General features: G+C 68.1%; 14 protein-coding genes. 6 read left to right on the top strand and 8 right to left on the bottom strand.

Annotated features, from left to right (window positions below; translation table 11 throughout):
• The first annotated feature begins 83 nt into the window (after positions 1–83).
• From cyoB to ACFE7U_RS14300, 5 genes are all read left to right on the top strand, one after another.
• Entirely contained in the window at positions 84–2,087 is a 2,004-nt protein-coding gene (cyoB, locus tag ACFE7U_RS14320; protein ID WP_375410393.1) for a cytochrome o ubiquinol oxidase subunit I, read from the top strand.
• A gap of 5 nt (positions 2,088–2,092) precedes the next feature.
• Positions 2,093–2,722 (top strand): cytochrome o ubiquinol oxidase subunit III, encoded by a 630-nt coding sequence (gene cyoC, locus ACFE7U_RS14315; RefSeq protein WP_375410392.1) that lies wholly within the window; start codon positions 2,093–2,095, stop codon positions 2,720–2,722.
• Positions 2,719–3,129 carry a cytochrome o ubiquinol oxidase subunit IV gene (gene cyoD, locus ACFE7U_RS14310; RefSeq protein ID WP_375410391.1) on the top strand — a complete coding sequence of 137 codons (411 nt, stop codon included), beginning with the start codon at positions 2,719–2,721 and terminating at the stop codon, positions 3,127–3,129. Before cyoC ends, cyoD begins: the two co-directional genes overlap by 4 nt.
• A gap of 10 nt (positions 3,130–3,139) precedes the next feature.
• Positions 3,140–3,919 carry an SURF1 family protein gene (locus tag ACFE7U_RS14305; RefSeq protein WP_375410390.1) on the top strand — a complete coding sequence of 260 codons (780 nt, stop codon included), beginning with the start codon at positions 3,140–3,142 and terminating at the stop codon, positions 3,917–3,919.
• A gap of 269 nt (positions 3,920–4,188) precedes the next feature.
• Positions 4,189–7,569 (top strand): PAS domain S-box protein, encoded by a 3,381-nt coding sequence (locus tag ACFE7U_RS14300; RefSeq protein WP_375410389.1) that lies wholly within the window; start codon positions 4,189–4,191, stop codon positions 7,567–7,569.
• A 12-nt stretch (positions 7,570–7,581) separates the two neighbouring features.
• Here the strand turns inward: ACFE7U_RS14300 and ACFE7U_RS14295 are convergent, their stop codons facing one another.
• The 6 genes from ACFE7U_RS14295 to ACFE7U_RS14270 form a co-directional block, all read right to left on the bottom strand.
• Positions 7,582–8,169: a peptidase S14 gene (locus ACFE7U_RS14295; RefSeq protein WP_375410388.1), complete on the bottom strand. Its 588-nt coding sequence runs from the start codon at positions 8,167–8,169 to the stop codon at positions 7,582–7,584.
• Between the two features lie 130 nt (positions 8,170–8,299).
• Positions 8,300–8,545: a hypothetical protein gene (locus tag ACFE7U_RS14290; RefSeq protein ID WP_375410387.1), complete on the bottom strand. Its 246-nt coding sequence runs from the start codon at positions 8,543–8,545 to the stop codon at positions 8,300–8,302.
• Positions 8,546–8,688: 143 nt separating this feature from the next.
• Complete coding sequence (locus tag ACFE7U_RS14285; RefSeq protein WP_375410386.1) at positions 8,689–9,780, bottom strand: hypothetical protein; 1,092 nt, start codon at positions 9,778–9,780, stop codon at positions 8,689–8,691.
• Positions 9,781–9,910: 130 nt separating this feature from the next.
• Positions 9,911–10,525, bottom strand: coding sequence for an adenylyl-sulfate kinase (gene cysC / locus ACFE7U_RS14280; RefSeq protein ID WP_375410385.1), 615 nt, complete (start codon positions 10,523–10,525; stop codon positions 9,911–9,913).
• A 111-nt stretch (positions 10,526–10,636) separates the two neighbouring features.
• Positions 10,637–10,933, bottom strand: a complete 297-nt coding sequence (locus ACFE7U_RS14275; RefSeq protein ID WP_375410384.1) for a hypothetical protein — start codon at positions 10,931–10,933, stop codon at positions 10,637–10,639.
• Between the two features lie 76 nt (positions 10,934–11,009).
• Positions 11,010–11,342 carry a hypothetical protein gene (locus ACFE7U_RS14270; protein WP_375410383.1) on the bottom strand — a complete coding sequence of 111 codons (333 nt, stop codon included), beginning with the start codon at positions 11,340–11,342 and terminating at the stop codon, positions 11,010–11,012.
• A gap of 100 nt (positions 11,343–11,442) precedes the next feature.
• Between ACFE7U_RS14270 and ACFE7U_RS14265 the strand changes: the two genes are divergently transcribed.
• Positions 11,443–11,721, top strand: coding sequence for a hypothetical protein (locus tag ACFE7U_RS14265; protein WP_375410382.1), 279 nt, complete (start codon positions 11,443–11,445; stop codon positions 11,719–11,721).
• 22 nt (positions 11,722–11,743) lie between these two features.
• Here ACFE7U_RS14265 and ACFE7U_RS14260 read toward each other — a convergent pair whose 3' ends face one another.
• Together ACFE7U_RS14260 and ACFE7U_RS14255 are read right to left on the bottom strand one after the other, a co-directional pair.
• Positions 11,744–11,926, bottom strand: a complete 183-nt coding sequence (locus ACFE7U_RS14260; RefSeq protein WP_375410381.1) for a DUF3606 domain-containing protein — start codon at positions 11,924–11,926, stop codon at positions 11,744–11,746.
• Positions 11,914–12,141: a hypothetical protein gene (locus ACFE7U_RS14255; protein ID WP_375410380.1), complete on the bottom strand. Its 228-nt coding sequence runs from the start codon at positions 12,139–12,141 to the stop codon at positions 11,914–11,916. Before ACFE7U_RS14255 ends, ACFE7U_RS14260 begins: the two co-directional genes overlap by 13 nt.
• Positions 12,142–12,288: the final 147 nt, after the last annotated feature.

The raw sequence follows: 12,288 nt of genomic DNA, 5'->3' as shown, positions 1-12,288 counted from the left end.
TCCTGATCACGGTAGTCCTGCCCCCGCACAGATGAACCGTTGAGCCACGCGACCGATCCGACGACAGCGAACGAGCCGACCGCATGTTCTCCAATCCGGACTTTCTGAAGCTCGTCTTCGGGCGCCTGACCTGGGACGCCATCCCGTTCCACGACCCGATCCTGATCGTGACCTTCGTCGGGGTCGCGATCGGCGGGGCCGCCCTGCTCGGCGCGATCACCTATTACCGCGTCTGGGGCACGCTCTGGCACGATTGGCTGACCACCGTCGATCACAAGCGGATCGGCATCATGTACATCATCCTCGCCCTGGTGATGCTGCTGCGCGGCTTCTCCGACGCGCTCCTGATGCGCAGCCAGCAGGCCCTGGCCTCGGGCGGGGGCGAGGGCTACCTGCCGCCGCACCACTACGACCAGATCTTCACGGCGCACGGCGTGATCATGATCTTCTTCGTGGCGATGCCGCTGGTCACCGGGCTCATGAACTTCGTCGTCCCGCTCCAGATCGGCGCGCGCGACGTCGCCTTCCCGTTCCTGAACAACCTCAGCTTCTGGATGACGGCGAGCGGGGCCGCCACCGTGATGGCCTCGCTGTTCGTGGGCGAGTTCGCCCGCACCGGCTGGCTCGCGATGCCGCCGCTCTCCGGCGCGACCCAGAGCCCCGGCGTCGGGGTCGACTACTACATCTGGGCGCTGCAGATCGCCGGCATCGGGACGCTGCTGTCGGGCATCAACCTCATCGCCACCATCGTAAAGATGCGCGCTCCCGGCATGACCATGATGAAGATGCCGATCTTCGTCTGGTCCTCGCTCTGCACCAACGTGCTGATCGTGGCCGCCTTCCCGATCCTCACCGCGGTCCTCGCGCTCCTGTCGCTCGACCGCTACGTCGGCACGCACTTCTTCACGAACGATCTCGGCGGCAACCCGATGATGTACGTGAACCTGATCTGGATCTGGGGTCACCCGGAGGTCTACATCCTGATCCTGCCGGCCTTCGGGGCGTTCTCCGAGATCGTCTCGACCTATTCGTCGAAGCGCCTGTTCGGCTACGCCTCGATGGTCTACGCGCTCGTCGTCATCACCATCCTCGCCTACCTCGTCTGGCTGCACCACTTCTTCACGATGGGCTCGGGCGCCTCCGTGAACTCGTTCTTCGGCATCACGACGATGATCATCTCGATCCCGACGGGCGCCAAGATCTTCAACTGGCTGTTCACGATGTATCGCGGCCGCATCCGGTTCGAGGTGCCGATGCTGTGGACGCTCGGCTTCATGGTCACCTTCGTCATCGGCGGCATGACCGGCGTGCTGCTTGCCGTGCCCCCGGCCGACTTCGTGCTCCACAACAGCCTGTTCCTCGTGGCGCATTTCCACAACGTCATCATCGGCGGCGTCGTGTTCGGGATGTTCGCCGGCATCACCTACTGGTTCCCGAAGGCCTTCGGCTACAAGCTCGACCCGTTCTGGGGAAAGCTGTCGTTCTGGTTCTGGCTCGTCGGGTTTTACGTCGCCTTCATGCCGCTCTACCTGCTCGGCCTGATGGGGGTGACGCGCCGCCTCAACCGGATCGAGGACCCCTCGCTGCAGATCTGGTTCGTGATCGCGGCGATCGGCTCCCTGTTGATCCTGCTCGGCATCCTGTCGTTCATGGTCCAGCTCGTGGTGAGCTACCGCAAGCGCGAGGAGCTGCGCGACCATACTGGCGACCCCTGGGGCGGGCGGACGCTGGAATGGTCCACGGCCTCGCCGCCGCCGGACTACAACTTCGCCTTCACGCCGGTGATCCACGACCACGACGCCTGGTGGGACATGAAGAAGCGCGGCTACGACCGTCCGCGCGAGGGCTTCCGGCCGATCCACATGCCCAAGAACACCGGCACCGGGGTCGTCATCGCGGCGCTCAGCACGATCTTCTCGTTCGCGACGATCTGGTACATCTGGTGGCTGGCGGCGGCGAGTTTCGCAGTGATGCTCCTCGCCGCGATCGTGCACACCTTCAACTACGACCGCGACCTCACGATCTCCGCCGACGCGGTGGTCGACATCGAGTCGCAGCGGACGCGCCTCATGGCGGGGCAGGCCTGACCGCCATGGCATCACACGCCGACACCGCGCCGGAGAGCGAAGAGGCCCTGCGCTTCTACGAGACCGAGGACCATCCGCACGCGCCGGCCACCCTGATCGGGTTCTGGCTCTACCTGATGAGCGATTGCCTCATCTTCGCGGTGCTCTTCGCGACGCATGCGGTGGTGGGGCGCAACTACGCCGCCGGGCCGTCGCCGGCGGACCTGTTCGACCTCAAGCTCGTGGCGCTCAACACCGCCATGCTGCTGTTCTCCTCCATCACCTACGGCTTCGCCATGCTGGAGATGGAGCGGGACAGGCGCTGGCCGACGCTGGCCTGGCTCGGGATCACCGGACTGTTCGGCGCCGCCTTCGTCGGCCTCGAACTCTACGAGTTCAGCCACCTGATCCACGAGGGCGCCACTCCTCAGCGCAGCGCCTTCCTGTCCTCGTTCTTCGTGCTCGTGGGCACGCACGGCCTGCACGTCACCTTCGGCCTCGTCTGGCTCGCCATCCTGATGGTTCAGGTGGTGCAGCGCGGGCTCGGCGAGGACAACAAGCGCCGCCTGATGTGCCTCTCGATGTTCTGGCACTTCCTCGATGTGATCTGGATCGGCGTGTTCAGCTTCGTCTACCTGATGGGGACCCTGCGATGAGCCTGACCGCCGGCGCCGATCCCAGGACCACCGACGACACCGCCACGCATGGAAACCAGAGCGTCGAGGGCGAACCCCACGGCTCGGTCAAGGGCTACGTCACCGGCTTCGTCCTCGCGGCGATCCTCACGGCGATCCCGTTCTGGCTCGTGATGGGCGACGTCATCGGCAATGCGCGCATCACCGGCCTCTTGGTGATGGCCCTCGCCATGGTTCAGGTCGTGGTGCACATGATCTTCTTCCTGCACATGAACACCCGCTCGGAGGGCGGCTGGACCGTGCTGGCGCTGATCTTCACCGCCACCGTGGTCATCATCACCCTCGTCGGCTCGCTCTGGGTGATGCACCACCTCAATGCCAACATGATGCCGATGTCGGCCGAGGACATGAAGCAGCACATGCGCTGAAGGCGCCGCGATGGGCGATCCCGTCGCCGGACCCGCGCCGCGGCGTCGGTCGCCCCTGAGGCTGTCCCTCCTCGGTCTGGCCGCGATCCTGGTTTTCGCAACCCTCGTCGGGCTCGGAACCTGGCAGGTGCAGCGCAGGGCCTGGAAGCTCGACCTCGTCGCCCGCGTCGAGGCCCGGATCCACGCCGCGCCCGTGGCGGCTCCGGCCCGGCCGCAATGGCCCGGCCTGAGCGCAGCATCGGACGAGTACCGCCGCATCCGGGCCGAGGGCAGGTTCCTCCACGATCGCGAGACCCTGGTCCAGGCCGTGACGGATCGCGGCGGCGGCTACTGGGTGATGACGCCGCTCGTTCAGACCGACGGGACGACGATCCTGGTCAACCGCGGCTTCGCTCCCTCCGAGTGGCGTGATCTCGTGAACCGCACGCCCGGTCCCGCTGCGGCGTCCGTCGTCGGCCTCCTTCGCCTGGCCGAGCCCGGCGGCGCCTTCCTGCGCCGCAACGATCCGGCGGCCGGGCGCTGGTATTCGCGCGACGTGGCGGCCATCGCCGCCGCACGGGGTCTCGCCGACACCGCCCCGTACTTCATCGACGCCGATGCGACGCCGAATGCCGGCGGCCTGCCGGTCGGCGGCCTCACGGTCGTCGCCTTCCAGAACAACCATCTCGTCTATGCGGCGACTTGGTACGCGCTGGCGCTGATGGTCCTCGCTGCGGCGTGGCTTTTCGTGCGGGAAGAACGCCGCCGGCCTCATCGGGCCGACGGCGAAGGGAGTACGACCACAAGGTGAAGCGGAGCGGGGCGGTTCGGCGGCCGCGCCGGAGACGCTGCGGAGCCAAAGGGCCGCCGCGCGCGTTCACCGCCTATGTCGCCACTGCCTTCATGCTCTTGGAAAAACCGCTGTCGTTCGCCGAAGAGCGCGCCCTATGGTGGCGGAATGACCAAGCGCGACGAGCGGTCTCCGCGCTGGGAGGCGGGGCGACGTCCCGGGCAGGACGGCGCCGTTGATCAGGATCATCCCATGAGGCCGGGCACCTGGCACCTCGACGACGGGCCGCCATGACGCGCCCGCAGCGTGAGGTTGCAGCTCCGTATGCCGGGACCGATCAGGACAGGGAGTCGAGACGCCTCGCGGCGCTCGCTCGCTACCGGATCCTCGATACGCCGCGCGAAGCCGCTTTCGACGACCTTGCCGCACTGGCCTCCGAGATCTGCCAGACGCCCATCGCGGTCGTGAACCTGATCGGCGAGGGCCGGCAATGGTTCAAGGCCGAGGTCGGCCTCGGTGTCCGGGAGACGCCCCTCGAGACCTCATTCTGCCGGCAGGCCATCCTGCAGGACGATTTCCTGATGATCTCCGACGCGTCGCAGGACCCGCGCTTCGCCTGCAATCCCCTGGTGACCGGAGATCCGGGCCTTCGCTTCTACGCGGGCGCCGTCCTGAAGACGGCCGAGAACCTGCCGATCGGGACGTTCTGCGTCCTCGATACGGTGCCGCGCGAGCTGAATGCGTGGCAGATCCAGTCGCTGCAGAGGCTCGCGCGTCAGGTCATGTCGCAACTCGAGCTGCGCCACGCCCTGAGCGCACGGACGGAGAGCGAGGAGCGGCTGCGCTTCCTCGACAGGCTCGCGCAGGCCGTCAAGGCGATGACCGAGCCCGCCGCGATCCTCGCCGCGACCACCCGGCTCCTCGGCGAGCATCTCGGCGTCGCGGTCTGTGCCTATGCCGACATGGAGCCGGACGAGGACGCCTTCACCAAAAGGGCGGACTGGACCGAGGCCGGCGCCGCCAGCATCGTCGGAGCCTATCGTCTGAGCGGCTTCGGCGAGATCGCCGTCTCGCGCCTGCGCTCCGGCAACCCGCTGGTCACGCGCGATACCCTCGCCGAACTCGGCCCGGAACAGGCCGCCCTGTTCCTGACCCTCGGCCTGCAGGCCACCGTCTGCCAGCCGCTGGTGAAGGACGGCAGGCTCACCGCCCTGATGGCCGTCCACTGTGCCAAGCCGCGCGACTGGTCGGAGGCCGAACTCGCCCTCGTCGCCGAGACCACCGAGCGTTCCTGGGCCCATATCGAGCGGGTGCGCTCGCAGGCGGCCTCGCACCGGAGCGAAGTCCGGTTCCGGGCGGCCGTCGAAGCCGTCGAGGGCGTGCTCTGGACCAACGATGCCGAGGGACGGATGACCGGCGAGCAGCCGGGATGGTCCGACCTGACCGGCCAGGATCCCGAGACCTACCACGACCACGGATGGACCGAGGCCATCCACCCCGACGACGTGGCGCCGACGGTGGAGTGCTGGACGGAGGCGGTCGCCGCCGGGCGGACGTTCGTTCACGAGCATCGCCTGAAGAGGGTCTCCGACGGCGCCTGGCGGAGGTTCTCGATCCGGGCGATCCCGACCTTCGGCGAGAACGGCGAGAACGGCGAGATTCGCGAGTGGGTCGGTGTTCACACCGACGTCACCGAGCAGAGGCGGGCGGAGGTCGCCCTGCGCGAGAGCGAGGCGCGGTTCCGCAACATGGCCGACCACGCTCCGGTGATGATGTGGGTGACGGACCCGACGGGCTACTGCACCTACCTCAACCGGCGCTGGCACGAGTTCACCGGGCAGAGCGAGGCCGAGGCGCAGGGATACGGCTGGCTCGACGCCACCCACCCCGACGACAGGGCGCGCGCCGGCGACGCGTTCGGCTCGGCCAATGCCACCCGGTCGCCGTTCCGGGTCGAGTACCGGCTGCGCCGGGCCGACGGCGTCCATCGCTGGGCCATCGATGCGGCGAGCCCGCGCTTCGGCGAGGCCGGAGAGTTCCTCGGCTACGTCGGCTCGGTCATCGACATCCACGACCAGATCGAGGCGCGCGACGTTCTCACCCGCTCCCGCGAGGAGCTCGAGCACGAGGTCGCCCGCCGCACCGCCGAACGCGACCGCATCTGGGCCGTGAGCCAGGACCTGCTGGGCGTGGCCGAGATGGACGGCACGATCGTGAGCACGAACCCGGCCTGGGCCACCGTGCTCGGATGGTCCGCCGAGGAGGTCCGACGGGTCTCGTTCCTCGACCTCATCCATCCGGACGACCGTGGACCTGCCGTGACGACCCTGGCGCGGCTCGGCGACCGCCTGTCGACCTTGCGCTTCGAGAACCGCTGCCGCACCCGGTCGGGCGCCTATCGGCACCTGTCCTGGACCGCAGTCCCCGAGGACGGGCTGCTCTACGCGGTCGGCCGCGACGTCACCGACGAGAAGCGGCAGGCCTCGGCCCTCCTCGTCGCCGAGGATGCCCTGCGCCAGGCACAGAAGATGGAGGCGGTCGGACAGCTCACCGGCGGCGTCGCCCATGACTTCAACAACCTCCTGACCATCATCAAGTCCTCCACCGACCTCCTGCGCCGCCCCAACCTCGCCGAGGAGCGGCGCCGGCGCTACGTCGACGCGATCTCCGAGACCGTGGACCGCGCCTCCAAGCTCACGGGTCAGCTCCTTGCCTTCGCGCGTCGCCAGGCGCTCAACCCCGAGGTGTTCGACGCCGGTTCGCGTCTGGACGCCGTGACCGACATGCTCCGCACCATCGTCGGCGCGCGCATCCGGATCGTCACCGATCTCGCCCCGGAGCCCTGCTTCGTGAAGGCGGATGTCAGCCAGTTCGAGACGGCGCTCGTCAACATGGCGGTGAACGCCCGCGATGCGATGGACGGGGAGGGCACGCTGACGGTCGCGGTCGGCGAGGTCATGGCGATGCCGCCGATCCGCGGGCATGGCGGAGGTCCGGGGCGCTTCGTCGCCGTTTCGCTCACCGATACCGGGTCGGGCATGCCGGTGGACCAGATGGTCCAGATCTTCGAGCCGTTCTTCACCACCAAGGAACTGGGCAAGGGGACCGGGCTCGGGCTGTCCCAGGTCTTCGGCTTCGCCAAGCAGTCGGGGGGCGACGTCGCGGTGGAGAGCGAAGTCGGCCGAGGGACCACCTTCACGCTCTACCTTCCCTGGGCTCCGGCGGGTGAACTGGTCGAGCAGGATCCGTCAGGCCCGGCGAAAGACGGGCGCTTCGAACAGGGCTTCGGGCGGCGCGTCCTCGTCGTCGAGGACAACGTCGAGGTCGGGACGTTCTCGACACAGATCCTTCAGGACCTCGGCTACGATACGACCTGGGCCACCAATGCCGAGGAGGCCCTCCAGATCCTGCGCGAGACGACCCGGTTCGATGCCGTCTTCTCCGACGTCGTCATGCCGGGAATGAACGGCATCGAGCTCGGCAAGGAGATCCGTCGCCGCTATCCGGGTCTGCCGGTGGTCCTCACCTCCGGCTACAGCCACGTGATCGCCGAAGAGGGCACCCACGGCTTCGAACTCGTCAAGAAACCCTATGCCGCCGAGCAGCTGTCGCAGGTGCTGCGCCGCGTCACGGGACATCGCGCCCTCGCGACGAGCAGCGGTTCGGCCTGAGGCCCGCCCGCTTCAGATCACCGCCTCGATCAGTCCGAGGCGCCTCGCTTCCTCCGCCTCGATGTACCAGTTCGAGGGCGCCTTCCTCAGGACCTCGTCCATCGTCACGCTCGACCCGACGATGAGGTCGGCGAAGCCTTCGTTCTGGATGGCGATGGACGCCTCGATCTCGTGCAGTGTCGCCGTGACGGTGGCGACGCAGGTGGTCAGGGGACCGTTGAGCTTGAGCTCCTTGGCGAGCTTGCGCTCGTGGATCATCAGGCGGGTCCCCCGGGTGAGGTAGCGGTTGCAGCGCGCGAAGAAGCTCATGAAGGTCGTGCCGGCCGAGTAGATCGCGGCCTTCCCGAGGAAGGCGAAGCGCCGCTCCGGTGCGATCTCGCTGTTGAAGCGGATATCCTCCCCCATCATCCGCGCCACTTCCGGGTCGCCGCCGAGGGTCGAGAGCTCGACGACGACCAACGCCTCCTCGGAGGCCCGGTCGAGCTGGTGCCGGAAGTCCCGGTACATGTCGTCGTTCACGGTTCCCGACAGGAGGATCGCCGGCTTCCGGAACGCCGATGGCGGGAGCGGGGTGGTGGCCGAGGGGTTCACGATCGTCATCTCTGCTCCTCGCGAGTCGCCGTTAGGCAGCACGATCCGTGCCGCGGCAAGGCTGCCTGGGGGCGTCGCACGAGACCCTTCCGGGGGCCCTCCCGGGCTGATGGATGATGGATCGCCCATCGACCGGTCCCTACGGCGCCGGCGCGAAGGTCCAGTCGGTGAGATCCGTCGGGAGCGCGAGCTTGCCGATGTCGAGACCGCAGACGGGCGCATGGACCGCACCCCGTGTCAGCCTCTGCAACGCCGCTTCCGCCGAGGGGCAGGTGCCCAGCGCCTCGTTCTCGTAGAGGACGACGAAGCACTCCTTCTGCGCCACGCAAGCCTGCATGATCCGAAAGTCACCCTGCTGTGTGTCGTAGAGCCAGTAGCCCCCCATCGTCGGCACTCCCCACCCGTGATCGTCGCAAGACGATGAGCCGGCTTTTGGGACGCGTCTATCACTTTAGTGCAGGAAAATCGAAAATCCGCGACATCGTGCCGGATGCGGTGACTGGGCATTCGGATCGAGGGACGACGGCCTCATCTGACGCGCCAGCCGCGGTAACCGAGACGGGGGGCGAGCTGCGTCGCGCCGGCCTCGACGAGGTTGAGGGTCCTGCACCACAGGTCGGGCGGCCTGTGGAAGCCGTGATGCGTCATCGTCTGCGCCACCAGCCAAGCGATTCGCTCTTCCGTCTCGGGAGGGATCGGCCGGCCGGCGAGCTCCGTGGGCTCGCGCGCTCCGGCGTCCCGCGCCACGGCCGCCCAGCGGTCGCCCCAGACCTGCTGCGCGAAGCGATCGTTCGCTGCGCCGAAATGCGCGTCGATCCGCGTCAGCATGGCGGGGTCGTTGCCCCGGAAGGGCGTCGCGTCCCAGCCGCGCGCCCAGGCCTGTTCGTCGATGAACCGCCCGATCTCGCGAGGGTGGGCCTTGGCCTGCCGGTGGACCCGCATGCGTCGCAGCCGGCGGCTGGCCTCGACGGCGATGGGACCTGGCGACCGGTTCTCGACGAGACCGCGCTCGGCCCCGCCGATCAGTTCGCCGATCCTCTCTTGCAGGCCGAGCGCAGCGACGAAGCGCTCGATCAGGGGGGCGTCCGAGCGCCGGTCCCGCAGCGGAATGGCGCTGATCCGGCCATTCGCTGCCGCGATCCAAGGCTCGGTCAGGGCCTGATAGTCGAAGCGCCCGGACCGCCAAGCCTGCCGGGCGAACTCCCCGAACGTGCGCGTCTCCCGGATCATCTGGGCACGGTGGCTGTAGACCGAGTTGAGCTGCTCGGAAGGCGCCTTCACGACGACGGCTACCTCCATGGCAAAGCCGTGCTGCGCCAGGGCCGCCCGCAGGATCCCTGGCACGCCGAAGCGGGGGTGCTGATGGGCGAAATCCTCATAGGACAGGATGACCGTGTCGGCCTGCGTCCGCTCCAGGGCCTGCGACAGCGACGCCAGGCACTCGGCCTTCTCATGGGCCGGGCGACGACCGTCGAGGGTCTCGCCGAAAGGCTGATGGTTGGGGGAGGCCCAGGGAAACGAACGCGGCTTGATCTCCGGATAGAGCACGCCGTGCTCGAGAAGGAGGGGCCGCAGATGGGTGAGGATGACCTGCAGGGACGTCGAGCCCGTGCGTGGCATCCCGATGTGAACGATTCCGCGTCGCATGGGGGAAAGATCTGGTCCTTCGGTGATCGCACCGCGATCCGGATGCGCAGGATGGCGGCGCCGCTCGGGCGGCCCGGGGCGTGAGGAGGACCGGCCCGATGGGTCAGGCGGCCCCTGCGCTCAAACGCACGAGTTCGCCGATCAGGTCCTCCGCCGATTCCTCCACGGTCCGGCCCTGGGTGACGACCGTCAGGTCCGGATCGGTCGGCGCCTCGTAGGGGGCGGAAATGCCGGTGAAGTCGGGGATCTGCCCGCCTCTGGCGCGTCGGTACAGGCCTTTGGGGTCGCGGGCCTCGCAGACCGGCAGGGGCGTGTTCACGAAGACTTCGAGGAACGGGATGTCGCCGGCGATCCGACGGGCATTCTCGCGCTCCGTCCGCAGGGGCGAGATCAGCGAGACGATGGTGATCAGCCCGGCCTCTGCCATCAGCCCCGCGACCTCGGCCGCCCGCCGGACGTTCTCGTCGCGATCCTTCGCGCTGAAGCCGAGGTCGCGGTTCAGCCCGCTGCGCAGGTTGTCACCATCGAGCACCATGGTGTGACGTCCGCGGTTCGTCAGGGCCCGGTCGACCGCATTGGCGATGCTCGACTTGCCCGATCCCGACAGGCCGGTGAACCAGGCGATGACGGGCCTCTGTCCGAGCCGCAGCCAGCGTGTCTCGCGGGGCTGCAGGATCTGCCAAGTCAGATTGTTCGTCGTCGGATTGTTCGTCGACACGCGATCGCCCGGAGGATGTGCGGGGGGAGTTTACTGCGTTGGATGCAGTTGGGACAACCCGAACCGGGTTTCAGAGTGTTTCGGGAGAAAATTCGTCCCTCGATGGTCGGCTCAGCCGACGCGGGCCCGATCCGCGCTCACCTCGGCAAACGTCGTCGCCGCGGGGCGGGCCTCAGGCACTCGGGCTGCCAGATCGCGCAGGGTCGCCACCATCGCGTCGGCCTGGGCGTCGAGGTCCTCCTGGCTTCCGGCTTCCTCGCGCTGCCGTGTGATGTAGACGGCTGCCAGGACGGCGCAGAGGCTGCCGCCGATGGGCGCGCAGGCCGCGGCGGCGACTGCACCGAAGGGCGCCAACACGGACACGGTCGCGAGGCCGCCCCCGAGGGCCGCAAACATCAGAAGGATCATAAGCATCTCCTCGCCGAGAGCGTAACGCGCCGAGCATCCGGTCGGGAAGAGTTCACCCAGAATGGTTAGAGGCGGGTTAAGTCCCCGGCCCCCTGAACTCCTCGGCGAACGGCATCAGGGCCGTCAGGCACCCGGGTGTCAGGATCAGGCCGTTCTCCGTGATGATCCAGGGTGAGCCCGTCCCGTCCCGCAGTGCGTCGAACGCCGCGTCGAGCGCCCCGCGCAGGCTCGCCATTTCCCGCGGTTCCACGCATTTCGCGGTCACGTCGAACATCGGCCAGATCGTCAGGAGTGCCGGCCGGCCGAGATCTTCGATGGGGATGGCGATGCTGCTCAGCTCACCCTCCGATGACGCTCCCCAACGCCAGCATCCCCAGCATGCCGCGTGCCAGAATGCGGCGGAGATCATGCGGAGGTGCTCCGCAGCGACGCCCCACGAGGAACCGCGCGGGAGAGAAGCGGGTTTGATTTTTCGAGACGACTCGGGGACGCGGGCGGAGGAGATCATCATGGCGGGGACACGGATCGGCATGGCCCTGGCGGCCGCCCTCGTCGTGGCACTCTCGGGTCCCGCCCTAGCGCGCGGCGGCGGCAGCGGTGGCGGAAGTGGCCTGTCGCCCTACTCGGCCCTGTCCGGAAACGACCGCTCGGCGGGCGTCAACAACGGCAATTATCGCGATCCGCGCCTCGATCCCTATCTTGGTGCCTATGAAGGCCGCTACGACCGACCCGTGCGCGCCGGGCGGCGTGAGTATCGGCCGAGCCCGTATTACGGCTACCCATACTGAGGTGTAGGGCGGCGGGGCGGCATCATCGCTTCTTGCCGAGCTCGGCTGCGATGTCCTTGACCATGCGGCCTGCCTTGCGGTGCGCGGTGACGAGTTGATCCTGGGTCACGCCCCAGCGTTTCATCCAGTACTCGACGGCCTTGCGCTCGGAGAGATCGAGCCGATCCTTGTCGATGAACCCGCGCTTGTCCTTCAGGCCTGCCATGATGCGTCCTCCGTCACCGTCCGCGCGGTCGCGTGACCCGGAATTTCCAACGCGAGGGCACGCGCCTTCCAGAGATCCCGCTCGGCGGTCACCAAGGTCAACGCCGTTTCGGCGCGGACCGCACGGGCGGTCTCCGTACGGGCCAGTGCCTGGGCACGCTCGCGCGCCCGCGTTTCCGCCGCCATCTGGACCTTGAGATCTCTCGGGCCTGCCAAGGGGTTCATCCTTTCGCGGTGGGGGCGCCGGATCGCGTCCGATCGAGCCCGGGGCTTGCACGGGCGCACCCCCGTCGGTACGACGCCGAAGCGATCCGGGCGGTTAGCTCAGTTGGTAGAGCGTCTCCTTTACACGGAGAGGGTCGG

The organism is uncultured Methylobacterium sp., assembly GCF_964251405.1.
GTDB lineage: Bacteria > Pseudomonadota > Alphaproteobacteria > Rhizobiales > Beijerinckiaceae > Methylobacterium.
The sequence above is the reverse complement of the archived record's forward strand: the minus strand, read 5'-3'. Positions and strand labels throughout refer to the sequence as shown.